General features: G+C 69.9%; 27 protein-coding genes. 12 read left to right on the forward strand and 15 right to left on the reverse strand.

What is annotated here, in order from left to right:
- Window positions 1–5: 5 nt before the first annotated feature.
- The 6 genes from AB0M51_RS21670 to AB0M51_RS21695 form a co-directional block, all read right to left on the reverse strand.
- Window positions 6–506 carry a nitroreductase/quinone reductase family protein gene (locus AB0M51_RS21670; RefSeq protein WP_363750007.1) on the reverse strand — a complete coding sequence of 167 codons (501 nt, stop codon included), beginning with the start codon at window positions 504–506 and terminating at the stop codon, window positions 6–8.
- Window positions 507–509: 3 nt separating this feature from the next.
- Entirely contained in the window at window positions 510–986 is a 477-nt protein-coding gene (locus tag AB0M51_RS21675; RefSeq protein WP_344196113.1) for a CoA-binding protein, read from the reverse strand.
- Window positions 987–1,049: 63 nt separating this feature from the next.
- Window positions 1,050–1,430, reverse strand: coding sequence for an SPW repeat protein (locus AB0M51_RS21680; RefSeq protein WP_344196111.1), 381 nt, complete (start codon window positions 1,428–1,430; stop codon window positions 1,050–1,052).
- Between the two features lie 118 nt (window positions 1,431–1,548).
- Entirely contained in the window at window positions 1,549–2,355 is an 807-nt protein-coding gene (locus AB0M51_RS21685) for an FAD/NAD(P)-binding protein (RefSeq protein WP_344196109.1), read from the reverse strand.
- 4 nt (window positions 2,356–2,359) lie between these two features.
- Window positions 2,360–2,785: a cyclic nucleotide-binding domain-containing protein gene (locus tag AB0M51_RS21690; protein WP_344196107.1), complete on the reverse strand. Its 426-nt coding sequence runs from the start codon at window positions 2,783–2,785 to the stop codon at window positions 2,360–2,362.
- The gene (locus tag AB0M51_RS21695; RefSeq protein ID WP_344196105.1) at window positions 2,778–3,842 is read right to left on the reverse strand and encodes a 4Fe-4S dicluster domain-containing protein; all 1,065 of its coding nucleotides are present in this window, start codon (window positions 3,840–3,842) and stop codon (window positions 2,778–2,780) included. Before AB0M51_RS21695 ends, AB0M51_RS21690 begins: the two co-directional genes overlap by 8 nt.
- 109 nt (window positions 3,843–3,951) lie before the next feature.
- Between AB0M51_RS21695 and AB0M51_RS21700 the strand changes: the two genes are divergently transcribed.
- Genes AB0M51_RS21700 through AB0M51_RS21710 form a run of 3 tightly spaced genes read left to right on the forward strand, consistent with a single transcriptional unit; the run spans window position 3,952 to window position 6,496 of the window.
- The gene (locus AB0M51_RS21700; RefSeq protein WP_344196103.1) at window positions 3,952–4,701 is read left to right on the forward strand and encodes a hypothetical protein; all 750 of its coding nucleotides are present in this window, start codon (window positions 3,952–3,954) and stop codon (window positions 4,699–4,701) included.
- The gene (locus AB0M51_RS21705; RefSeq protein WP_344196101.1) at window positions 4,698–5,993 is read left to right on the forward strand and encodes a Ni/Fe hydrogenase subunit alpha; all 1,296 of its coding nucleotides are present in this window, start codon (window positions 4,698–4,700) and stop codon (window positions 5,991–5,993) included. The genes AB0M51_RS21700 and AB0M51_RS21705 overlap by 4 nt, the downstream gene beginning before the upstream one ends.
- Window positions 5,990–6,496, forward strand: a complete 507-nt coding sequence (locus AB0M51_RS21710) for a hydrogenase maturation protease (RefSeq protein WP_344196099.1) — start codon at window positions 5,990–5,992, stop codon at window positions 6,494–6,496. The genes AB0M51_RS21705 and AB0M51_RS21710 overlap by 4 nt, the downstream gene beginning before the upstream one ends.
- 75 nt (window positions 6,497–6,571) lie before the next feature.
- On the opposite strand, the gene AB0M51_RS21715 is transcribed toward AB0M51_RS21710, so the two are convergent.
- Window positions 6,572–7,018, reverse strand: a complete 447-nt coding sequence (locus AB0M51_RS21715) for an SRPBCC family protein (RefSeq protein ID WP_344196097.1) — start codon at window positions 7,016–7,018, stop codon at window positions 6,572–6,574.
- A 279-nt stretch (window positions 7,019–7,297) separates the two neighbouring features.
- Complete coding sequence (locus tag AB0M51_RS21720) at window positions 7,298–9,673, reverse strand: glycosyl hydrolase family 65 protein (RefSeq protein ID WP_344196095.1); 2,376 nt, start codon at window positions 9,671–9,673, stop codon at window positions 7,298–7,300.
- Between the two features lie 197 nt (window positions 9,674–9,870).
- On the opposite strand from AB0M51_RS21720, the gene AB0M51_RS21725 reads away from it, so the two are divergent.
- On the forward strand, window positions 9,871–10,773 hold the full coding sequence (locus AB0M51_RS21725) for a VCBS repeat-containing protein (protein ID WP_344196093.1): 903 nt from the start codon (window positions 9,871–9,873) through the stop codon (window positions 10,771–10,773).
- A 240-nt stretch (window positions 10,774–11,013) separates the two neighbouring features.
- Here AB0M51_RS21725 and AB0M51_RS21730 read toward each other — a convergent pair whose 3' ends face one another.
- From AB0M51_RS21730 to AB0M51_RS21750, 5 genes are all read right to left on the reverse strand, one after another.
- The gene (locus tag AB0M51_RS21730) at window positions 11,014–11,907 is read right to left on the reverse strand and encodes an ABC transporter ATP-binding protein (RefSeq protein WP_344196091.1); all 894 of its coding nucleotides are present in this window, start codon (window positions 11,905–11,907) and stop codon (window positions 11,014–11,016) included.
- Window positions 11,908–11,913: 6 nt separating this feature from the next.
- Complete coding sequence (locus AB0M51_RS21735; protein WP_363750012.1) at window positions 11,914–12,108, reverse strand: hypothetical protein; 195 nt, start codon at window positions 12,106–12,108, stop codon at window positions 11,914–11,916.
- A gap of 17 nt (window positions 12,109–12,125) precedes the next feature.
- Window positions 12,126–12,989 carry a universal stress protein gene (locus tag AB0M51_RS21740; protein WP_363750014.1) on the reverse strand — a complete coding sequence of 288 codons (864 nt, stop codon included), beginning with the start codon at window positions 12,987–12,989 and terminating at the stop codon, window positions 12,126–12,128.
- A 1-nt stretch (window position 12,990) separates the two neighbouring features.
- Entirely contained in the window at window positions 12,991–13,965 is a 975-nt protein-coding gene (locus tag AB0M51_RS21745; protein ID WP_344196085.1) for a hypothetical protein, read from the reverse strand.
- Between the two features lie 78 nt (window positions 13,966–14,043).
- Complete coding sequence (locus tag AB0M51_RS21750; RefSeq protein ID WP_363750016.1) at window positions 14,044–14,511, reverse strand: hemerythrin domain-containing protein; 468 nt, start codon at window positions 14,509–14,511, stop codon at window positions 14,044–14,046.
- 92 nt (window positions 14,512–14,603) lie between these two features.
- On the opposite strand from AB0M51_RS21750, the gene AB0M51_RS21755 reads away from it, so the two are divergent.
- The 8 genes from AB0M51_RS21755 (at window position 14,604) to AB0M51_RS21790 (ending at window position 19,430) form a co-directional block, all read left to right on the forward strand.
- Window positions 14,604–15,416: a PAS domain S-box protein gene (locus AB0M51_RS21755; protein WP_344196081.1), complete on the forward strand. Its 813-nt coding sequence runs from the start codon at window positions 14,604–14,606 to the stop codon at window positions 15,414–15,416.
- The gene (locus AB0M51_RS21760) at window positions 15,413–15,799 is read left to right on the forward strand and encodes an STAS domain-containing protein (protein WP_344196079.1); all 387 of its coding nucleotides are present in this window, start codon (window positions 15,413–15,415) and stop codon (window positions 15,797–15,799) included. Before AB0M51_RS21755 ends, AB0M51_RS21760 begins: the two co-directional genes overlap by 4 nt.
- Complete coding sequence (locus AB0M51_RS21765; RefSeq protein ID WP_344196077.1) at window positions 15,780–16,202, forward strand: ATP-binding protein; 423 nt, start codon at window positions 15,780–15,782, stop codon at window positions 16,200–16,202. Before AB0M51_RS21760 ends, AB0M51_RS21765 begins: the two co-directional genes overlap by 20 nt.
- Window positions 16,190–17,185: a SpoIIE family protein phosphatase gene (locus tag AB0M51_RS21770; protein WP_363750019.1), complete on the forward strand. Its 996-nt coding sequence runs from the start codon at window positions 16,190–16,192 to the stop codon at window positions 17,183–17,185. The genes AB0M51_RS21765 and AB0M51_RS21770 overlap by 13 nt, the downstream gene beginning before the upstream one ends.
- Entirely contained in the window at window positions 17,185–18,297 is a 1,113-nt protein-coding gene (locus tag AB0M51_RS21775) for a PAS domain S-box protein (protein WP_344196073.1), read from the forward strand. Before AB0M51_RS21770 ends, AB0M51_RS21775 begins: the two co-directional genes overlap by 1 nt.
- 109 nt (window positions 18,298–18,406) lie before the next feature.
- Window positions 18,407–18,763, forward strand: a complete 357-nt coding sequence (trxA, locus tag AB0M51_RS21780) for a thioredoxin (RefSeq protein ID WP_344196071.1) — start codon at window positions 18,407–18,409, stop codon at window positions 18,761–18,763.
- Window positions 18,763–19,167, forward strand: a complete 405-nt coding sequence (locus AB0M51_RS21785; RefSeq protein ID WP_363750022.1) for a DUF302 domain-containing protein — start codon at window positions 18,763–18,765, stop codon at window positions 19,165–19,167. The genes trxA and AB0M51_RS21785 overlap by 1 nt, the downstream gene beginning before the upstream one ends.
- Entirely contained in the window at window positions 19,164–19,430 is a 267-nt protein-coding gene (locus AB0M51_RS21790) for a metal-sensitive transcriptional regulator (RefSeq protein WP_344196067.1), read from the forward strand. Before AB0M51_RS21785 ends, AB0M51_RS21790 begins: the two co-directional genes overlap by 4 nt.
- Before the next feature lie 141 nt (window positions 19,431–19,571).
- Here the strand turns inward: AB0M51_RS21790 and AB0M51_RS21795 are convergent, their stop codons facing one another.
- Window positions 19,572–20,009 (reverse strand): pyridoxamine 5'-phosphate oxidase family protein, encoded by a 438-nt coding sequence (locus tag AB0M51_RS21795; RefSeq protein WP_363750024.1) that lies wholly within the window; start codon window positions 20,007–20,009, stop codon window positions 19,572–19,574.
- Window positions 20,010–20,103: 94 nt separating this feature from the next.
- Window positions 20,104–21,069 (reverse strand): hypothetical protein, encoded by a 966-nt coding sequence (locus AB0M51_RS21800; protein WP_363750026.1) that lies wholly within the window; start codon window positions 21,067–21,069, stop codon window positions 20,104–20,106.
- Window positions 21,070–21,272 lie beyond the last annotated feature (203 nt).

Consider the following 21,272-nt stretch of genomic DNA (forward strand, 5'->3'; position numbering starts at 1 on the left):
ATTGGTCATGGCGTTCCACCGAGTGTGGCGAGTCGTGGGGCATGGGTGACGCGGAAGACGGGGTACTGCGGTGCGATGCGCTCGAACTCCCTCAGTGGTGCGTCGCGCTCGACGGGGAAGTGCCCTCGGGCACCCGGAGCGAGCTCAAGGTAGTGGCGGAGGATCGGTGCACGCGCATCCGGGGCGACCTCCTCGAGGAGCACTTCCTCGCGGTAGCCGTGCCGCAGTACGGCATGCCCTTGCGCCGCGTGGATGTTGTGGACCCAGTTGGTCCCGTCGCCGAGCATCGCGACCAGGTACCGCTCACCGTGGTACTGCGTGAGTACCAACGGGAACGCGATCACCCGGCCGCTCTTCCGGCCGACCACCTCGAGCGTGACCGCCCGCGCGGGCGCGGCGAACCCGCTGGCGTACTGGATCGCGCTGAGCCGGTTCAGGAACCGCGCCGCCCGGTTGAGCCGGCCGCCGCGGTACATCCACCGGTCGAGTCCGTGCAGCCATCGCATGGTTCACACCCGCCGCGGTACTTTGCCGGTCGCGGTCTCGACCAGGCGCATGACCTTGTGGCCGGTGTCGGAGGTCGTGCCGAACATCAGCGGGCAACCGCCCGCGATCACCGTGACGCCGTGCTGTACGCCGTACACCAGAGCCGGCTGCGACACGCTGCCGTCGCCGTACCCGCGATGCATCCAGACCTGGTCGATGCCGAGCGCGACGCATTCGCGCATCGTCTCCTCGGCGGTCTCCGGCCGAGTCGCGATAACCACCGCCTCGACGCCGCCGGGAACGGACGCGAGGTCGGGGTAACACGGATCGCCCTCGGCCTCGTCGGCGTTCGGATTGATCGCGAACACCTCGTACCCACGGTCGCGAAGCCGCCGGTACACGACGTTCGCGCCGTGCCCCAGCGGGTTCCGGGACACGCCGGTCACGGCGATCCGGTGGTGCGCCAGGAAGTCAGCGGCCGCCTGCTTGATCGTCAGCATGTGCTGTCACCTCCAGGACGGGGCGGATGCGCCGGGCTCGCCGGCGCATCCGCCGGATTGCGGTCAGGCCATGTGGTGCTCGTGGCGGTAGACCGACCGGCTCGCGGGCATCGCCGCCAGCGCGGCGAGGATGACCACACCACCTGCGATCCACGAGGTCCACGCGGCCGCGTTCGTGTCGGTGTAGGTGAAGACCCACGGCGCGATGAACGCCGCGACCCCACCGAGCGCGGTGACGCCTTCGTCGAAGTAGGCGCCCGGCATCGCAAGCGCGATCAGCGCCAGCACTGCGACCACCCCTCCGATCACGGACATCGCCCAGGTCCCTGTGGTGTCGACGGTGACCCACAGCGGCGACAGGGCCAGGTACAGGCCCGCGAGCAGGCTCAACCAGTCCTGCGGGCGCGTCCAGGCAGTCGACTGGATGTCTGCCATGTCGCTCATCTCCCTCTCTTCCCTGTTCGGCTGACCGGGTCGATCAGCTCCCTCACCGTGATCGTTTCTCCGCCGGTGGTGTTTCCGTAGGGACCAATGTCACCGGTTCCGGCGGACCTTCGGCGGTTCACAGCTCCGGTACGGCGAGCAGGGGTTGGGCAACGGCGTACGTCACCACAGGCCCGTCGCGGCAGACCAGCAACGGGCCGAGCTGACAGTGCCCGCACAGGGCGATCCCGCATTTCATCGAGCGTTCGAGCGAGACCCGGATCCGCTCGGCCGGGACCCCTGCGCGGAGCAGGACCTGGGCGCTGAAACGCATCATCGGCTCCGGGCCGCAGAGGAACGCGACGGTCCGTTCCGGGTCGAGCCGTAGCCGGGCCAGTGGCCCGGTGACGAATCCGACCGTCCCGTCCCAGCCGGCCGCAGGGCCGTCGACGGTGAGCTCGACATCCAGGTCGTCGCGTGCGGCCCAGGCCTCCAGCTCGGCACGGAACAGGAACTCGGCCGGGGTCCGCGCGCCGGCGATCACGACGACCTTGCGGTACGCCGCCCGATCGGCCAGCGCGGCCAGCACGACCGGACGCAGCGGCGCCAGTCCGACACCGCCGGCCACCACGACCAGATCGTTGCCGGCGGCACCTTCCGGTGCCCACGTCGTACCGAACGGGCCGCGGACGCCGATGACGGTTCCGGTGGTCGAGTCGTGCAGCGCCCGGCTGACCGCGCCGACGGACCGCACGGTGTGGAGCAGGGTCGCGTCCTCCATGCCGCTGATCGAGATCGCGACCTCGCCGACGCCGTACGCGTAGAGCATCGCGAACTGGCCCGCGTGGAACGGGGCGAGCCGATCGTCGAGCGGCTCCAGCCGGAGCGTGGCCGAGTCGCGGGTCTCGGTCGTGCGACCGGCCACGCGGTACCTCGAGGGCAGCATCGGCTCAGGCATACAGATCCAGCAAGCGCGCCCGGGTCGACTGCAGCCGGTCGAGCAGGACGCCCATCAGCTGCCGGGTCAGAAGGTACCCGAGCCGCGGGTCCTGGTCCGCGAGGACCCGTAACTGCTCCGCGGCGAACGCTGTCGCCTCGACGGTTCCGATCGCGCGCGCACCGAAATGCCAGCGGAACGGCGGAACCAGCCAGGACCACCCGAGCACGTCATCGGGGCCGAGGGTCTCGATCACGACATGGCCCCGACCTGGTACGGCGGTGTCGAGCGCCACGCGGCCGTGCCGGATCCACCAGCAGTAGCCGGCCCGGCCGCCTTCGTCGAAGATCCGCTCGCCGTCGTCGTAGAACTCTTCGTGCGACGTGCGCAGGAGGGCCTCGCGTTCGTGGGCGGTCAGACCGTCGAACAGGTCAGGCATGAGCGAGCCTTCCGACTTCCTCGGTGAGATCGATACCGACGGGGCACCAGGCGATGCAGCGACCGCAGCCGACGCAGCCGGACCCGCCGAACTGGTCGTGCCAGGTGCCGAGTTTGTGGGTGATCCACTGCCGGTAGCGGCTCTCGCCGGAGGTGCGGACACTGCCGCCGTGCACGTACGAGAAGTCGAGCTCGAAGCACGACGACCAACGCTGCCGGCGCTCGGCGTGGTCGCCGGTCAGGTCCGTGACGTCCTCGGTCGTGGTGCAGAAGCAGGTCGGGCAGACCATCGTGCAGTTGCCGCAGGTCAGGCACCACTCGGCGACGTCCTCCCAGTGCGACGACTCACGACTGCCGACCAGCAGGGCCCGCAGGTCCACCTCGGGCATCGCGCGGCCCATGTGCTGCGCGGCGGCCGCGACCGCCGCGGCCGCACCGCCGGTCTCGTCGGCAGTCGCGTCGCGATGGTCGAGCCGGTCGAGCAGCTCGAGTCCCGCCTCGGTGCCGGCCTCGACGACGAAGTGGCCGGTCATCTCGGTGAGCGTCAGGTCCGCTCCCGGTCCGGCGGCGGGTCCCGTGCCCATCGAAGCGCAGAAGCACACCTCGCCCGGCTCGGTGCAGTTCACCGCGACGACGAACAACGCCTGGTGACGGGCGGCGAACGATCCGTCGAGCCGCAGCACGTCGCGGAGCTTTCCGATCGCGGCCAGGTCACACCCGCGGACGCCGAGCAGTGCGTACCGCGGCGTTTCCTCCTCGGCTGCCTGGAACGACCCGTCCGGGCCGGTGGACCACAGCTTGCGGTGCGGAGGGTGCAGGAAGGTCTTCCAGGACTGCGGCCCGGCGGAATGGCCGAACAAAGCGTCGTCCTCGCGCCGCCGCAGCCGGTAGTGCCCGGGGCCCGTCTCGACACCCCAGCCGGCCGGCAGTTGGCCCGCGCTGGTGAGTTCGGCGAGCTGGATCGCGCTGCCGGAGACGGTCGGCCCGACGACCCGGTACCCGTCCGCGATCAGCTCCTCGACGAGGGCGCCGAGGTCGTCGATGATCGCCTGGTTCATAAGCGTGATCGTCCCGAGGACCGCCGTACGGTCCAAGGGCCTAAGGTCCCGGTCGCGGCGGTCGTCCGTCCCTGGTGGATCGCAGTACGGTCTGGTGTGCTCGCAGACGATGGATACTCCGACGCTTGCGGTGTTCAAGCTCGCCTCGTGTGACGGTTGCCAGCTGACGGTGCTGGACTGCGAGGACGAGCTGCTCGCGCTGGCCGGCCGCGTCCGGATCGCCCATTTCCTGGAGGCTTCCAGTGCGGTCCGGCCCGGGCCGTACGACGTGACGCTGGTCGAGGGGTCGATCACCACGCCTGGGGACGCCGACCGGATCCGGCAGATCCGGGCCGAGTCGAAGGTGCTGGTGGCGATCGGCGCGTGCGCCACGGCCGGCGGGATCCAGGCGTTGCGGAACTTCGGCGACGTGGCCGAGTTCGCGTCGGTGGTGTACGCCCGGCCGGACTACATCGAGACCCTGGCCACCTCGACGGCGATCGCCGACCATGTCGCGGTGGACTTCGAGCTGCGCGGCTGCCCGATCGACCGGCGGCAGCTGCTCGAGGTCCTGACGGCGTTCCTGGCGGGCCGCAAGCCGGACCTGCCCGACACCTCGGTCTGCACCGAGTGCAAGCGCCGCGGGCTGACCTGTGTGATGGTCGCCGAGGGTACGCCGTGCCTCGGACCGGTCACGCACGCCGGATGCGGCGCGCTGTGCCCGGCGTACCGGCGGGGGTGCTTCGGCTGCTTCGGGCCGATGACGAAGCCGAACGTGGCCGCCCTCATTCCGCGGTTGCGAGCGGCGGGGATGTCGGACGGTGACGTGGACCGGGTGTTCCGTACGTTCAACGCAGCATCCGGAGGATGGTCGTCGTGAGTCACCGTGCGCGGCAGCTGAAGGTCAGCTCACTCGCCAGGGTGGAGGGGGAGGGCGCACTCCACGTCACCGTCCGGGACGGCGAAGTGGAGCGCGCGGACCTGCAGATCTACGAACCGCCGCGGTTCTTCGAGGCGTTGCTGCGCGGCCGCGGTTACACCGAGCCGCCGGACATCACCGCGCGGATCTGCGGTATCTGCCCGGTCGCCTACCAGACCAGTGCGTGCAACGCGATCGAGGACGCCTGCGGGGTCCGGGTCGGCGGACCGATCCGGGAGCTGCGGCGACTGCTGTACTGCGGTGAGTGGATCTCGAGCCACGCGCTGCACATCTACCTGCTGCACGCCCCGGACTTCCTCGGCTACCCGGACGCGATCGCGCTGGCCGCGGATCACCGGGAGATCGTCGAACGCGGGCTGATGCTGAAGAAGTCCGGCAACGCGATCCTGGAACTCGTCGGCGGCCGCGCGATCCACCCGATCAACGTCCGGGTCGGCGGCTTCTACGCGGCACCGGGCCGCGCGCAGCTGGACCGGCTCGCCGAGCAGTTGCGGCCGGCGCTGGACGCCGCGATCGCGACAGTGCGGTGGGTCGCCGGGTTCGACTTCCCCGACCTGGAGCTCGACCACGAGCTCCTCGCCGTCTACGACCCGGCGCAGTACGCGATCGAGAGTGGAACGACGCTGCGCCGGAGCAACGGCCCCGCCTTCGAAGTCGATGCCTTCAGCAATCATGTGGTCGAGGAGCAGGTGCCGCACTCGACCGCCCTGCACGCCTCCCTCGACGGGGGCCGGTACCTCACCGGTCCGTTGGCGCGGTACACCCTCAACCACGAACACCTGTCGCCGCTGGCGCTCGGGCTCGCGGCCGACGTCGGCCTCGGGAGCGAGTGCCGCAACCCGTTCCGGAGCATCGTGGTCCGGGCGATCGAGGTCGTGTACGCCGTCGAGGAGGCGCTGCGACTGATCGAGTCGTACGAACCGCCGGAGCCGTCGTACGTCGTCGTACCGGCGCGCGACGGGGTGGGGCACGGCCTGAGTGAGGCGCCGCGGGGACTGCTGTACCACCGGTACGGGATCGGTGCCGACGGGCTGGTCCGGTCGGCGACGATCGTGCCGCCGACGGCGCAGAACCAGGCCGCGATCGAGGAGGATCTGCGGCGGCTGGTCGCGGCCAACCTGCACCTCGGCGACGAGCGGCTGACCGGGTTGTGCGAGCAGACGATCCGCAACTACGACCCCTGCATCTCCTGCTCGACGCACTTCCTCGACCTCACCGTGGAGCGGCAGTGACGGCGGCGGTGGTGGTGATCGGCGTCGGCAACGAGTACCGCCGCGACGACGGCATCGGACCCGCCCTGATCGCGGCGCTCGAGGACCGGTGGCTGCCCGGGGTCCGGCTGCTCGTGTCGGACGGCGAACCTGCGCGGCTCATCGACGACTGGTCCGGCGTACCGCTGGCGATCGTCGTCGACGCCGTACTCTGCGAACCATCCGACCCGGGCGAGTTCTACCGCACCGAGGTTCCCTTACACCAGCACACGGCGGCCGGCAGCGCCGAGCCGGCTGCCGAGGTGCACACGCATTCGGCGGGCTCGCACAGCCTCGGTATCCCGGACGCGCTCCGCCTCGGCGAAGCGCTCGATCATCTCCCGCAGCGGCTGGTCGTCTACGCAGTCGAAGCCGCCGACGTCTCCTTCGGCACCGATTTCTCGGCCCCGGTTGCGGACGCCCTGCCCAGACTCGTCGACGCAGTACTGGCCGAGCTGAAGTCTGCACGGACGGTGGCGCGATGACCGGAGCGACCATTCCAGTGCGCCACGGCTGACCAGAGGATTGACCAGGCATCGGGTAAGGAATGCCGGCCTGCGCTAGTCCGTGGTGGGTCCGGCTTCCAGGCGCCTCTTCATCCCGTCCCAGATCCGCTGCTCCTGGCGCACTCCCATCCAGGTGATCAACGGCCCCAGCAGCCGGAACGCGCCCTTCGGCAACACCTGTCCGGACCAGCGCATGCAGGTCCCCCGCGGGGACCGTTCGAACGTCAGCGTGTACTCGATCTCGGCCTGCTCCATCGTCGTGACGGAGGCGAGCAGTCGCGGTCGCTCGAAGCTGGTGTACTCGATGAGCATCTCCGCGGTCCGCCCTCCGGACCGCACCGCGGACCGGAATCGGGTCCCCTTGCCGATCGGTCCGGCGGTCACCATCTCGGCGCGAACCATGCTCGGGTTGTAGTGCGGCTCGTTCGTCTGGTCGGCGACATAGTCGAACACCACCTCGACGGGACGACCGACCGTGATCTCACCCTTGATCCTTGCCATGTCGAACCTCCAACGACGACCGAACCACCGGCTCCCGTAAAGCGCCACAATGTCGACGAGCGGGGGAAGCCAACCGCCGCTACTGCAGCGGGCCGAGATGTACGGTGAACGGCCTGGGGTAACCGCTACTCCGTACCCTTTCGCCTGGCTTCCCTCGCCTACCTTCAGTGAAACCCGCCCCGGCGCCGCGCCGAAGGGCCGAAGGTCACCTCACGGCAGGGTCGTCGCGTCCGTCAGGCGCTGAGGAATTCGACGAAAGCGAGGAAGTCGAGACCCTCCTCAGCGTGTGGACATCCAGGTGTGGCTGTCGCCCGGCTTCAGTTGCCGGGAGTGTCCGTAACAGCGGGCTTCGATGGCAGGGCCCGGCCCGGCGTCGACCGTGAGCGTGACGGCCGTGCTCGAGATCTGCGCGACCAGGCGGTGGCCGTGGTACCGCAGCGCCATCTCGAAGGTCCCGAGCTTGGCCGGCCAGCGGGGGCGGAAACGGAGTACGTCGTTGGCCGTCGTGAGCCCGGTGAAGCAGCGCTGGATCAGGTCGGCGCTACCGGCCATCGCCCCGAGATGGACGCCTTCGGCGGTGGTGCCGGTGCGCAACGCCTCGCCGGCGTCACTGTGCAGTGCCTGCTCGAGGAACGCGAGCGCGCGGTCCGGGTCGAGGGTGGCCAGGCCCCAGGCGTGGACGATCGCGCTGAGCGTCGAGCCGTGGCAGGTGCGGGCGAGATAGTACTCGACGGTCCGGCGGATGACGGCGCCGGACAACCGATAGCCGAGCCGCTCCAGCAGGGCATGCAAGTCGTTGCTCGGCAGCAGGTAGAGAAGCATCAGCACGTCGGCCTGTTTGGAAACCTGGTAGGACGCCACGTCCCGGCCCTCGGCCTCGAGGATCCGGTCCAGCCGGCGGATGTCGCCGTACTCCTGCCGGTACCGCGCCCAGTCGAGCTCGGCGAGCTGCTCGTAGCCCTCGAACTGGCTGATCACGCCGTCGTGGAACGGTACGTACATGCGGCGGGTGAGCTCGTCCCAGTGGTTGCGCTCCTCCTGCCGCAGACCGAGCGAGTCGACGAGTTCGGTACGCCGCCAGGACGGCAGCCGGTCCAGCGCGCGGGCCGCGGCGCCGAACAGCCAGACGGCCATGACGTTGGTGTAGGCGTTGTTGTCGACGCAGGTGTGGAACTCGTCGGGGCCGACCACGTCCCGGATCACGTACCGGTCGCGACCGGTGTCGTACTCGGTGAGGCCGGCGAAGAACCGGGCGATCTCGACGATCACCTCGGCGCCGTGGTCGGCGAGGAAGTCCAGGTCGCCGGTGACCTCGACGTACTGCCACATCGTGTAGGCGACCGCCAGGCCGACGTGCCGCTGCCGGTACGATCCATCCTCGGTCCAGTGCCCCGACAACGGGTTCAGGTGGATCCGCGGGCTCTCCTCGCGTCCGTCGCTGCCCGACTGCCAGGGGAACATCGCGCCGGGAAGACCGAGCCTCCGCGCCGCCAGCCGGGCGGCGGGCAGCCGGCGGTACCGGTAGCGCAGCAGGGCGCGGCTGAGTTCCGGCATCCGCAGCGTGAGCACCGGGAAGACGAAGAGCTCGTCCCAGAAGACGTGCCCGCGGTACGCCTCGCCGTGCAGGCCGCGCGCCGGTACGCCGGTGTCCGCGTCCACGCTGTGCGGCGAGACCGACTGCAGCAGGTGGAAGATGTTCAACCGGAGCGCGCCGAGCGTGCCGTCGTACGTCTCCTCGAGATCCACCGCGAACCGGCGCCACAGCTGCGACCATGCGAGCACATGCGCGTCCAGGAGGTCCGCGAAACGTGGCGCGTTGTCGAGCGCGAGCCGGGTGGCCAGGCGCGGTTCGGAGATCCCCACATCGCGGGAGCCGTGCAGCGCGACGATCTTCTCGATGCCGACGACGTCTCCCGCCGTGACGTCGACGGAGAGTTCGGCGTACGCCGAGTCGCTGTCGCTGGACGTCGTCCATCCCTCGAGCGGCGATCCGCGGTGCGTGGCAACGGTGCGGGTGCCGACCGTGACGCGGTGGCGGGACTGGCTCAGGGTCGCCGTGACCAGCAGATCGCGATCGGCCTCCGGGCGGAGATCGGTCAGGTGGCGGGCCGCGAGCTTGCGGTACCGGTCGACGCCGGAGTTCGTGACGTCGCCGTGGACGGCCGACCCGATCCGGAGCCGGCCGGACCAGTTCACGACGGTGACGGCGAGGGTCTGCCCGGCGAGATGCGGATCGGCCATGCTCGCGAAGCGGCGCTCGACCCCGCGCAGTTCCCGGCCGGCCGGGTCCCGGAGCGCGAACCGGCGGGTCACCACACCACGCCGTACGTTCAGCTCGAGATCGTGCTGGAGGACCTCGCTGTTGTCGGGCGTCCACCACTCCCCGTCGTCGACGGCGACCGTGAGCGGCAGCCAGTCGGGCAGGTTGACCAGACTCTCGTTCTCGACGCGGGCGTCGCCGATCGTGTCGGTCAGCCGGTTGTAGTAGCCGGCCAGATAGGTCCCCGGATAGTGATGCTCACCCGCCATCGATCCTGCCCACGCTCCGCGGGTCGCGAAGTACCCGTTCCCGGTCGTGCACAGCGCCTCGCGCCGGCGCTCGTCGGCCGGGTCGTACCCGCTGAACGCGAGGATCCACTCGGGCAGGGCGTTCATGTCCCGACTGTGCGCCGCCCTCGAGAACCCGCGTAGAGCCGAAGGTCCCTCGGGCCGGCCCTGTTGGTCCCCGTCCCCGGCCGGTGACGAAGTCGGGACCTTTGGCCCTGGAGAAATCTGCGCTAGTCCGGTTTGGTGTGGCCGAAGGGCAGCCGCTGGTGGGCTGCCACCGAACCGAGGGACGAGGGGGAATTCTCATGCGTGAACGCTTGCGCCTCGGAGGACGAGCGGGACTGGTACTGCTGGCCGGCGTGAGCCTGCTGCTGGCCGGTGCGTCGATCTCCTCCGCAGCCGGGCAGACGGCGACGAAGACGGCCACGTCGGCCGCCGTGGTCGTCAAGAACAACGACTTCAACGGTGACGGCAACTCGGACGTGCTGTCCGTCGACACCGCCGGGCGGCTCTGGCTCTACCCGGGCAACGGCATCGGAGGCTGGAAGTCCCGTATCGGGTACAGCTACGGCTGGGACGCGATGACCGCGATCCTCGCGCCGGGGGACTGGGACGGCGACGGGCACGCCGACCTGATGTCGGTCGACGGGTCGGGGTACCTGCGGCTGTACTCCAGTGACGGCAAGGGAGGTTGGCTCAGCTGGAAACGCTTCGGCAGCGGCTGGAACACGATGACCTCGGTCTTCGGACCGGGCGACTTCAACGGTGACGGCCACATGGACCTGCTGGCGCGGCAGAACACCGGCCAGTTGTGGCTCTACCCGGGCGACGGCAAGGGCGGCTGGCTGCCCCGGGTCGGGTACGGGTACGGCTGGAACGCGATGACCTCGGTGCGGGGACCGGGCGACTTCGACGGTGACGGCTTCGTCGACGTGACCGCACGCGACGGGAGCGGCAACCTGTGGCTCTACCGCGGTGACGGCAAGGGCGGCTGGCTGGCGGGCCGTACGCAGATCGGAAGCAGTTGGCAGAACCTGACGGCGATCGTGACGCCGTGGGACTTCAACGGCGACAAGAAGGTGGACCTGCTGGTCCGCAACGCCTCCGGTCAGCTGTACATGTACCGCGGCAACGGTACCGGCGGATGGATCCTGCCGCCGGTGCTCGTCGGCACCGGCTGGAACAGCATGACCGCGATCACTGCCTGACATCGCGACCGGTCCGCGTCACCAAGGTGGCGCGGACCGGCATGGGTCGTCAGGGCGTGAATCTGCAGGGGCGCCGGCGCGCGCCGAAGGGTACGGGCGAGCACGATCTCGTCTCCTCAGACGAACGACGTCGGGGGCCGACCGCGGATCGAAGTACACCGATGCGATCGGCAGCACGCCGGCCGGCAGTTCCGTGATGTCGTCATGCTTCTCACCTCTTCGTACTCCGGCGGATCACCGTCAGTCCACCGGCTCGGAGCCGTTGTAGTGACGCAAGAACAGCTCCTCCAGCGTCGGCGGCGTACTGGTGATCGACTGGACGTCGAGCGCCACCAGCCGCTGGAGGGCGTGGTTGAGCTCGGCCTGGTCGACCGTGAAACGAATCTCCTGACCGTCCTGCGACAGGTCGTGTACGCCGGGCAGCCCGGCGAGGCCGTCCACGGAGTGACTGGTGACCGCCGTGACCGTCGTCCGGGTCAGGTGCCGCATCTCGTCGAAGCTGCCCGTCTCGACCGCGCGGCCCGACCTGATGATCGTGATCCGGTCGCACAGGGCCTCTGCCTCGGACAGGATGTGGCTGGACAACAGGATGGTGCGACCCTCCGTGCGGAGCTCGCGGACGACGTCCTGGAACACGGTCTCCATCAGCGGGTCCAGACCGGACGTGGGCTCGTCGAGCAGGTACAACTCGACGTCGGACGCGAACGCCGCGACCACTGCCACCTTCTGCCGATTGCCCTTGGAATACGTGTGGCACCGCTTCGTCGGGTCCAGGTCGAACCGTTCCAGGAGGTCCTTGCGACGGGTCTCGTTCAGGCCGCCGCGCAGCCTGCCCAGCAGGTCGATGACCTCCCCGCCGGTGAGATTCGGCCAGAGGTCGACCTCGCCCGGAACGTAGGCCAGCCGCCGATGCAACGCGGCCGCGTCTCGCCATGGATCGCCACCCAGCAGGTCGACCTCGCCGGCGTCGCGACGCAGCAGCCCGAGCAGGATGCGGATCGTGGTGGTCTTCCCCGACCCGTTCGGACCGAGGAACCCGTGCACCTCGCCGTCCGACACCGTCAGGTCCAAGTGATCGAGAGCCCGGGTCGTGCCGAAGTCCTTCACGACTCCGGAGACACGAATGGCGGTCATGAGAGCTCAGGGAAGAAGCGTGGGTAGCCGGCGGCGGTCGCGCAGCGCGGCAGCCGACCGATCGAGTACGTCGGGTTGCGCGGCCGGGATGACTGTCACCGCGTCGAACTTGTGGTCCGGGCGGAGGTGGCAGGGGCGAACGGGGACGGCCCTGATGACTGCCGTGTCCTGCGTCGGGATGATTCGCGATTCGGTACGCATCTCCGCCTCCTGGTCTGTCAGCGCACGATCGCGACCGGGCAGGGTGCGTGGTGCAGGACGTTCTGGCTGGTGGAGCCGAGCAGGAGGCCGGTGAAGCCGCCGCGACCGCGGGAGCCGACAACCACCAGTTCGGCGGATTCGCCGGCCAGCACCAACGCGTGGGCGGGATGGCCGACGACCAGCCTGGTGTCGCACTGGACGTCCGGGTGGTCCGCGAGCGCGCCGGCGATCGACTCGGCGACGAGCAGCCGGCCGGATTCCAGCGCGTCCTGCTCGTTGAGGTCGCGCCTCGGTTCGCCGCCGTCGTCGGTCGGCGACGGCCTGGTCCAGGCATGAACGGCGACCAGTTCGGCGCCGCGTGCCTCCGCCTGGTCGAAGGCGAAGTCGATCGCCTTGGCGGACGTCTTGGAACCGTCGACGCCGACCACGACAGCCGGCCTCTCGTGCGGGCGAGGGAACTGCTCGGGCCGTACGACGACTACCGGGCACTGCGCGTGCGTACTGACCTGGACCGCCACCGAGCCGACCAGCAGGCCGCTCCAGCCGCCCAGCCCCCGCGATCCGAGCACGATCATCGTCGCCTGCGCGCTCTCCCCGAGCAGCACCTCCGCCGGCGAACCGTCCACCAGGACGGTCTGCACCACGAGGTCCGGGTGCTGGGCGCGGATCCCGTCGGCGAGCGCGTGCAGGCCGCGCTCCCGAGCGGTCCGCAGCCCGGCGAGCGGGACGATCTTGCCCGGCGAGGGACGGGTGGCGATGATCAGCTCGAACACCTGGACGATCCGCAACCGGGCGTGCAGGCGCTGGGCTTCAGCGGCGGCCCACTGCAGGGCGGCCTGACCGCCCGTCGAGTTGTCGTACCCGATGACCACAGTCGCCATGTCAGTGCCATTCGCTCAGGGTGTCGTTCCAGTGCCGCCGTGGTGCGTGTCCTGTGCTGTGCGCCGGATAGCCGCAGCGGAGGATTACCTGCGGCCAGGCCTGACGTCCGGCGACAGTGCGGACCTCGTCACGGAGATCGGCGTACTCCAGCGGCTGGTTCAGGAACGACGCGGCGACATCGTGGGAAGTTGCTGTCAGCAACAGCCGCTGGAGAGCCATACCCGCCCGGAGCCAGGCGTGGGTGTCCTCGGACGGCGTGCAGAGCACCGCGACGGCCGCTGTGCTCTCGAAGATCGCGTGCTCGCGGTCCGGGGTGTCGAAGCCCGCCGCCAGATCCCGGACCATCGCGGGTCCTTGGGGGAGCGGACCGAGCGCGGCCCCGGGTACGCCGTCTCCCTCGCGCCGGTCGCCGATCCACCGCAGGCGTTCGTGCAATCGGTCCTCGTCGTGGAGGTCGCGCTCGTCGGCGGTCTGGATGATGTGGGCGAGTCGTGTCCGTTGGCTGCTGTCCAGCCAGTCCAGTTCGGCGCCTTCGCTCCCGGCCGCCACGGCGAGTTTGTGCCGCAGTTCGGGCGGCATCGGTACGCCGGCCATCGGGCCGCGGTACGTGTGCCGCCGGGTGATCTCGCCGTACAGCGAGCTCAGACCGGGCACAGGTACGTTGCGTGCGGCCAGGAAGATCCGGAGTGCGACGTCGGGGCGAGCCGGATCGGGTTCGAGGGCGAGCGTGGTCTCGTGGCCGAGTAGGGCCGCTGCCACGCGCAGGTTGAAGGCGGCTGCGCCGAGGCCGATGCGGCTCATCCGTCCGCCGCGGTCCGCCGCCGGCAGTGCGCGTTCGGAGTCGCGCAGTACGTCGATCACCGGTCCGTGGATCTCGAACTTCCAGGGCTGGGTGTTGTGCATCGACGGGGCATGCGATGCCGCGGTGAGCAGGATGCCCACCTCGTCCTCGGTCAAGTACTGCGTCGCGCTCATGGTTGCAGCGTCCCGCCGCGGGAGCACGCACGGCCAGCGGCAAGAGTCCCGATCCGCAAGGGCTTTCGACCCGTCCGCCTAGCGGGTCACCGGCGTGTCCGCCGGGTCGTCGGCGTGCGCGCGGGCAACGGTCTCCCAGCCGTCGTCGTCCAACGTGACGACAGTGACCGGGAAGACGCCCAGGTTCTCGCGATCGATGTGCAGTGAAAGGTTGGCGAGGAACGTCCGGACCCGCTGCTCGAATTCGGGCGCGGTGGGGTCGAGTCCGGCGAGGATTTCGTCGAAGGCCCGGTGATCCGCCTCCAGATCCAGCACTTCGGCGGCGAAGTCGCCCTGTTCCCGGAGCGCCGCGAAGACCCCGCGTTCCTCCCGGAGGGCGTGCGGAGTCAGCCGCCGGCCGAGGTCGGCGAGGGTCGTACTGGCACCGGCGAGATCGCCCGCGACGAGTAGCGTCCGGATCCGGCCGGAGAGATCGAGCATTTCGTAGTGTTCCTCCATCAGCTGAGCGATCGGCTCGACAGCACGGCATCCGCAGTGTTCACACATGTCGTCGACGCTATTCGGCCCGCGCCGTGTGTGCCCAGGGGCTTTGGTCCTGACTCGGCGATATGCTCGGTCCTTCGTGAGATGGAGGATCGATGGCGATACTTCGGGACGAACCGATGGACGCGGCAGGCCTCTTGTTCCGTGATCTGCTCGAGGTGGCACCGGACGCGATCCTGATCGTCGAGGCCGACGGCCGGATCGCGCGGGTGAACCGCCAGACCGAGCAGTTGTTCGGGTACTCCCGGGACGACCTGGTCGGCCAGGAGATGGAGATGCTGGTCCCGGAGCGGTTCCGCCGGCGGCACCCCGGTCACCGCGGCCGGTTCTTCGAGGATCCGCGGACCCGGCCGATGGGGGTGGGCCTGGAACTGTTCGCGCTGCGCCGCGACGGTACCGAGTTCCCGGCGGAGATCAGCCTCAGCCCGCTGCAGACCGCGGACGGCACCCTGGTGTCGGCGGCGATCCGTGACGTCACCGAGCGGCGCGAGTACCAGCAGCGGCTCGAACGCCAGCGCGACGAGATCCTCGAGCTCTCCACGCCGGTCATCGAGGTCTGGGACAAGGTCCTGGCGCTGCCCATCATCGGCACGCTGGACTCGGTCCGGGCCGCGCGGCTGACCGAGGGGTTGCTGGAGAAGATCGCCGCCAGCCAGGCCGAGGTGGTGATCCTCGACATCAGCGGCGTGCCGAGCATCGACACGCTGGTGGCCCAGCACCTGCTGAAGACGGTCCAGGCGGCGACCCTGATGGGCGCGGCGAGCGTGCTGTCCGGCGTACGTCCGGAGACGGCCCAGGCGATGGTGCACCTGGGGATCGAGCTCGGTCAGCTACGCAGCCGGAACACCCTGCGCGACGCGTTGCAACTGGCGATCCGGATCGTGCACGAGCGCACCGATACCCCATGAGCGAAGCGATTCCGGTACTTCGGATCGGGGACACCCTACTGCTCAGCCTGCAGGGTGACCTCGATGACTCGAGCGTGGTGCGGATCGAGAGCCGGATCACCGACGAGGTGGCGCGGACGCATGCCAAGGGAGCGCTGATCGACGTCAGCGGGCTGATCGTGGTCGACACGTTCATCGCCCGCGCGATCGCCCGGATCGTCGGCATGGTCCGGCTCCTGGGTGCCGAAGTCGTCGTGGTCGGTATCCAGCCGGCCGTGGCCATCACGCTGGTCGAGCTCGGCGTACCGATGGGGCAGCTGGACACTGCCCTGAACGCCGAGCAGGGGCTGGTGTTGCTGCGCAAGCTACGGGCTGGGGGCGGCCATGGCGATCGAGCCGGATGAGGGCGTCCGGGTCGCCTTCAGGATCGAGGACGAGAGCGACCTGATCCGGGTACGGCAGGCGCTGCGCACCGCCGCGGACAACGCGGGGCTAGGGCTGGTCGACCAGACCAAACTGGTGACCGCGGGCAGCGAGCTCGCGCGAAACATCCTGATCTACGCCACCGGTGGCCGTGGCACGCTCCAGGTCGAGCAGGTCGTGAACCTTCGGCGCCGAGGGGTGCGAGCGACGTTCGCCGACCAAGGACCCGGCATCGACGACGTCGACGCGGCGCTCACCGACGGGTTCTCGAGCGGCAGCGGCCTGGGGCTCGGGCTGCCGGGCAGTAAGCGGCTGGCTGACGAGATGACAGTTGACTCCGACCCCACCGGTACAACGGTCGTGATCGTGAAATGGGCCCGCTAGCACCCAGCCGCAGGCTGTCGATCCAGTTCGAGGAGGACGTCGGCGCGGCCCGCCGTACCGTCGGGGACCTCGTGGACCGGATCGCCGGGGTACGGCGCGGTGAGGTCGAGCTGATCGTGACCGAGCTGGCCACCAACATCCTCCGGCACGCCTCCGCTCCCGGCTACCTGCTGGTGAACACCGCGCCGGCCGGGCTGGAGGTGCTCGCCGTCGATCCCGGCGGAAGCAGCACTGGGGGAACCGCGGCCTGGAGCCTGCCTCCGTACCGCGGACTGGGGGCCGGGCTGGCCGGTGTCGCCCGGAAGTCGTCGGCCTTCGACGCGTACTCGGGACCTGGGGGGACGGCGGTGCTGTCCCGCATCGGCGGCGATCCGTCATTGATCGGCAGGTGGGGCGGCGTCAACGTGCCGTACCGCGACGGCCCGTCGTCCGGCGACGGATGGGCCGTAGCGACGACCGGACACCGCATGGTGACCGCTCTGATCGTCGACGGACTTGGCCACGGCGACCTGGCCGCCGACGCAGCCCGCGCCGCGCTTGAAACGTTCACCGACGACCCGGCACCTGACCCCGGAGAGGTACTCCGCCGGGCGCACGAAGCCATGCGTCATACCCGCGGCGGTGCGGCCGGCGCCGCGACGATCGACGTAGGCCGGGACACGCTCGTCTGGGCAGCGGTGGGAAACGTGACCGGACGGGTCCTGCTCGCTCAGGCGAGCCGGCACCTGGTCACCCGGGACGGAACGCTGGGCGGCCAAGCGGCGTTGCCGCGACTGCACGAGGAGCGCTACCCGTGGGCGGCCGGGGCTATGCTGGTGCTCGCCACCGACGGAATACGTAGCCACTGGGACCTTGGCAGCTATCCGGGGCTCGCCGGTCATGATCCGGCGGTGATGGCCGCGGTCCTGCAACGAGATTGCGGGCGTGACACCGACGACTCGACCGTTGTCATCGGGCTGGACCCGCGCGCTCAGGGGGAGTGATGACGGTAGAGGCCGACCTGGAAGCAGCCCACCGCGAGATCGCCGAACTGCGAGCAGAGCTGGACGCGACGAGCCGCGGCCTGATCGCGTTGTATGCCGAGCTGGAGCAGGCCCGGGAGGCCGAGGCGCGGCTGGCGGCGATCGTGCAGTCGTCGAGCGACACGATGTACTCGCTGAGTGCCGACCGGGTAGTCCAGACCTGGAACGCGAGTGCCGAGCGGCTGCTCGGCTACCCGGCCACGGAGATCGTCGGCCGGCGGGTCGACGTACTGGTGCCGATCGAAGCCCGCGAGGATGTCGCCGCCGCGTTCAAGCAGTTCGATGCCGACGAACAGCCTGGTCCTTTCGACACGCGCGTGCAGTGCGAGGACGGAACACTGATCGACGTGTCCGCCACCGTGGCGGCGATCCGGGGGACCGACGGCACGGTCACCGGCTACGCCGTCGTACTGCGCGACATCAGGGCGCGGCTCGAGGCCGAGGAGGACCTGGCCGCCGCCCGGGCGCAACAGGAGGTGTACGCCGAGCAGGACCGGATTGCGCGGGACCTGCACGAGCACGTCATCCATCGGGTGATCGGCCTCGGGATGTCGGTCCAGGGCGCGGCCACCGTCGCGCGGCCCGACGTGAAGCAGCGCCTCGACGCCGTGACCGCCGAGATCGACGACATCACCGCCGAGATCCGTGCCACGGTCTTCGCCCTGAATCGTCCCCGGGCGCGGCGTACCGCCACGGTGAGCGAGGAGATCCGCACGCTTGCCGGGCAGGCCGGAGAAGCGCTGGGGTTCGAGCTGCGAGTACGGATCACCGGCCCGGTCGACATGTCGGTCGGCGGGGTCGTCGCGGCCAACGCGCTGGCTGTGATCCGGGAGGGATTGTCGAACCTGGTCCGGCACGCACGAGCATCGGCGGCCGAGCTGGTCGTGGAGGCGGCGGACGATCTGGTCGTCCAGCTACGCGACAACGGGTGTGGCGTCGGTGACGTGACCCGCCGCAGTGGCCTACGTAACCTCCGGGAGCGCGCCACCGCGCTCGGCGGCCACTTCGAACTGACCAGCCCGTCCGACGGCGGCACGCACCTGACCTGGCAGGTCCCGCTCAGCGGAGGTTGATCGAAAGTCCTCTGGGGAATACCTCCGGGGGTATGTACGGTTGTTGGTAGAAACACCCCCGGGGGTATCGCGAGAGACGCGGACGCCGGCCGGGGCGGGAGGAGAGCACATGAGTACCGTCGAGCTGTCGGCCGCCGACTTCGAGCAGACGATCACCGGGAACGAGATGGTCCTGGTCGACTTCTGGGCGTCGTGGTGCGGGCCGTGCCGGATGTTCGCGCCGATCTTCGCGGCCGCGTCGGACCAGCACACCGACATTGTCTTCGCCAAGGTCGACACCGAGGCCGAGCAGGAGCTCGCCGCGGCGGCCCGGATCACGTCGATCCCGACGCTGATGGCCTTCAAGGGAGGCTCGCTGGTCTTCTCGCAGCCCGGCGCGCTGCCGGCGCAGGCGCTGGAGCAGGTCATCGAGGCAGTCCGCGGACTGGACCTGGCGAAGGCGCGCGAAGACGCCCGGAGCGCGTGATGCCCGGCTACACACTGGACACGAAGGTCGGCCGGCCGTACGGCGAGACCGTCGAGGCGGTCCGCTCCGCGCTCGCCGAGCAGGGGTTCGGAGTGCTGACCGAGATCGACCTGAGGGCGACGCTGGCCGCCAAACTCGGGGTCGACGTACCAGAGCAGGTGATCCTGGGTGCCTGTCGTCCGCCGCTGGCGTATCGGGCACTGCAGGCGGATCCGTCGATCGCCGCGATGTTGCCGTGCAACGTCGTCGTCCGGGCGCTCGACGCGACGAGCTGCGCGGTCGAGGCGTTCGACCCGGAAGTGATGCTCGGCCTGAACGACGCGCCTGAGCTACGGTCGGTCGCGCAGGAAGCGAAGGAGCGTCTGGAAGCCGTGCTTGCGGCACTCAATGAGGAGAAGGCATGACAACGCTCGACTCGAGTGAGCTCGGTCCGGTCGTCAACCGGATCAAGCGTGCCCAAGGGCAGCTGGCCGGGGTGCTGCGGATGCTGGAGGACGGCCGGGACTGCGAGGACGTCGTCACCCAGTTGGCCGCGGTCTCCCGCGCGCTCGATCGGGCCGGGTTCGCGGTCGTCGCCACCGGGCTACGCCAGTGCATCGTGAACGGCGACGGCCCCGACAGCGTCGACACCAAGAAGATGGAGAAGCTCTTTCTGTCCTTGGCGTGAAGACAGGACCTTCGGCCCTGGGCGCGTGCTCGTGAGGGTGCTGGACTGTCGTGTAGCGGTTGCAGCCGGAGAGCGTGTTGAGGGGCATGCTTCCGACCACCGAGTGCCGTGCGGCTGAGCCTCACACGCCGCACGGCACGTTCATGCCTGCGAGTCCTCGACGAAGCGGTAGCCGGTGACGAGTTGGGCGTCGATCGCGATGACGAGGTTCATCGGCTGGTCGACCCACGGATGAAGGACTTGCTCGAGGCGGGCGATGCGCTCCGGGTCGTCCACGGTTCGCGCAGTTCCGGTGACGACGACGCTCCAGCCGAGGCGGCGTACCGGGTCGAGGTCGTCTGCCTCGTAGGCGACGACCTCCCCGGTGGCGCGGGTGACCGCGGCGGAGAGTCTCGTCCGGACGATGATCTGTCCCTCGTCGAGGCAGTGGTTGACGGGACGGACGGCAGGAAGGGCGTCCCGGGTGAACACGACGCGTCCGAAGTCGACACCGGCGAGCAGCGCCAGAGAGGTGGCCGCGTCGAGGCTCTCCAGGCGGCGCGCGATCGTGGCCCTGGGCGCGGAGTGGTCGGCGGTCATCTCGGTCCGTTCCTGGGCGATCGTGTATCAGCCAGTTTTTCAGCCGGCGGGTCCCGGACCGTAGGGCCGAAAGTCCCTACCCGGTAAGGACGACTCACTGATCGCGGAAGTCCGCGAGGGGGCGGCGGGACGTCCCGGTGCCGGCGTGGGTGCGGGTGAACCGGATGATCATGTCGGCGTGGCCGGAGTGCTGGGTGAGGAGCTGGACCTTGCGGCGCAGGTCGTCGTACTCGAGGATCTGGTTGAGGAACGACGCGCTGACGTCCACCCGGGCGGCGACGAGCAGCACGCGCTCGAGCGCCGCGCCGGCGGCGACCTGGTCGCGGGGCTCGTCGTAGTCGGTGGACAGTACGGCGAGGTCCAGGTGCTCCTCGAACGCGGATGCCGTCCGCAGCTTGTCGAGCGGCCGGGCGCCGAGGTCGCGGGTGGCCCCGGGATAGCCGGCCGATCGCGGTCCGAGCGCGGAGCTGGGGACCCCTTCGGCGGGCCGGGCTCCGCCGACCCAGCGGGCACGCTCGGCGCTGCGGTGCCAGTCGCTGATCTCGCGCAGGTCGGTGTCCAGCATCATGTCGCGTACGGCGCGGATCTCCGGCTCGCCCAGCCAGGTGAGTTGGGCGCCTTCCGCGTACGCGGCCTGCAGCAGGGAGACCTTGACGTCCTCGGTCAGCGGTGTGGTGCCGGACGGGTTGCGGTCGGTGTGGCGGTGCGGGATCTGGTCCGCGAGCGAGCAGAGTTCGTCGTCGCGGGTGTCCGAGGGCTCGAGCACGACCCGGGCGAGCAGGTCCGGCTCGTCCTCCGGGTACGGCGCGAGCCCGAACCAGGTGCTGTAGCCGAGGGACTCGGCCGCGCAGCGCAGGTTGAAGGTCGCGGCCCCGGCGGCGATCCGCATCGCCCGTCCGGTCGGGTCCTCGGCCGGCAGCGTCCGGGAGCCGTCGAGGCAGACGTCGATAACGTGCCCGTCGACCCGGAACCGCCAGGGCTGGGTGTTGTGCATGCTCGGCGCGGCGACGGCCGCGGCAAGCAGGAAGTCGACGTGCGCAGCCGGCAGTACATCGGACACCGGGGGCTCCTCCCACTAGTTCGCCTGCCTCCACCATCGGCGCCGCGAGGGTGCCTGCGCCGCGGGCAACAGTCCCGACCTGTCCAGGCCGTTCGGCAGGGAATCGAGGCCGCGGTATACGCGGTCGACCTGCCGGGCAGGGGTCAGGACTTTCGGCCCTTCCGGGGTCCGGCGCCGCTTGTTTGACTTTCGGCAGGCAGGAA

The organism is Kribbella sp. NPDC051137 (assembly GCF_040682535.1).
GTDB classification, from domain to species: domain Bacteria; phylum Actinomycetota; class Actinomycetes; order Propionibacteriales; family Kribbellaceae; genus Kribbella; species Kribbella karoonensis.

Coding starts and splice junctions, on each gene's coding strand:
- AB0M51_RS21670 (WP_363750007.1), bottom strand. CDS start 506: ATGCGATGGCTGCACGGACTCGACCGGTGGATGTACCGCGGCGGCCGG.
- AB0M51_RS21675 (WP_344196113.1), bottom strand. CDS start 986: ATGCTGACGATCAAGCAGGCGGCCGCTGACTTCCTGGCGCACCACCGG.
- AB0M51_RS21680 (WP_344196111.1), bottom strand. CDS start 1,430: ATGAGCGACATGGCAGACATCCAGTCGACTGCCTGGACGCGCCCGCAG.
- AB0M51_RS21685 (WP_344196109.1), bottom strand. CDS start 2,355: ATGCTGCCCTCGAGGTACCGCGTGGCCGGTCGCACGACCGAGACCCGC.
- AB0M51_RS21690 (WP_344196107.1), bottom strand. CDS start 2,785: ATGCCTGACCTGTTCGACGGTCTGACCGCCCACGAACGCGAGGCCCTC.
- AB0M51_RS21695 (WP_344196105.1), bottom strand. CDS start 3,842: ATGAACCAGGCGATCATCGACGACCTCGGCGCCCTCGTCGAGGAGCTG.
- AB0M51_RS21700 (WP_344196103.1), top strand. CDS start 3,952: ATGGATACTCCGACGCTTGCGGTGTTCAAGCTCGCCTCGTGTGACGGT.
- AB0M51_RS21715 (WP_344196097.1), bottom strand. CDS start 7,018: ATGGCAAGGATCAAGGGTGAGATCACGGTCGGTCGTCCCGTCGAGGTG.
- AB0M51_RS21720 (WP_344196095.1), bottom strand. CDS start 9,673: ATGAACGCCCTGCCCGAGTGGATCCTCGCGTTCAGCGGGTACGACCCG.
- AB0M51_RS21725 (WP_344196093.1), top strand. CDS start 9,871: ATGCGTGAACGCTTGCGCCTCGGAGGACGAGCGGGACTGGTACTGCTG.
- AB0M51_RS21730 (WP_344196091.1), bottom strand. CDS start 11,907: ATGACCGCCATTCGTGTCTCCGGAGTCGTGAAGGACTTCGGCACGACC.
- AB0M51_RS21735 (WP_363750012.1), bottom strand. CDS start 12,108: ATGCGTACCGAATCGCGAATCATCCCGACGCAGGACACGGCAGTCATC.
- AB0M51_RS21740 (WP_363750014.1), bottom strand. CDS start 12,989: ATGGCGACTGTGGTCATCGGGTACGACAACTCGACGGGCGGTCAGGCC.
- AB0M51_RS21745 (WP_344196085.1), bottom strand. CDS start 13,965: ATGAGCGCGACGCAGTACTTGACCGAGGACGAGGTGGGCATCCTGCTC.
- AB0M51_RS21750 (WP_363750016.1), bottom strand. CDS start 14,511: ATGTGTGAACACTGCGGATGCCGTGCTGTCGAGCCGATCGCTCAGCTG.
- AB0M51_RS21755 (WP_344196081.1), top strand. CDS start 14,604: ATGGCGATACTTCGGGACGAACCGATGGACGCGGCAGGCCTCTTGTTC.
- AB0M51_RS21760 (WP_344196079.1), top strand. CDS start 15,413: ATGAGCGAAGCGATTCCGGTACTTCGGATCGGGGACACCCTACTGCTC.
- AB0M51_RS21765 (WP_344196077.1), top strand. CDS start 15,780: ATGGCGATCGAGCCGGATGAGGGCGTCCGGGTCGCCTTCAGGATCGAG.
- AB0M51_RS21770 (WP_363750019.1), top strand. CDS start 16,190: ATGGGCCCGCTAGCACCCAGCCGCAGGCTGTCGATCCAGTTCGAGGAG.
- AB0M51_RS21775 (WP_344196073.1), top strand. CDS start 17,185: ATGACGGTAGAGGCCGACCTGGAAGCAGCCCACCGCGAGATCGCCGAA.
- trxA (WP_344196071.1), top strand. CDS start 18,407: ATGAGTACCGTCGAGCTGTCGGCCGCCGACTTCGAGCAGACGATCACC.
- AB0M51_RS21785 (WP_363750022.1), top strand. CDS start 18,763: ATGCCCGGCTACACACTGGACACGAAGGTCGGCCGGCCGTACGGCGAG.
- AB0M51_RS21790 (WP_344196067.1), top strand. CDS start 19,164: ATGACAACGCTCGACTCGAGTGAGCTCGGTCCGGTCGTCAACCGGATC.
- AB0M51_RS21795 (WP_363750024.1), bottom strand. CDS start 20,009: ATGACCGCCGACCACTCCGCGCCCAGGGCCACGATCGCGCGCCGCCTG.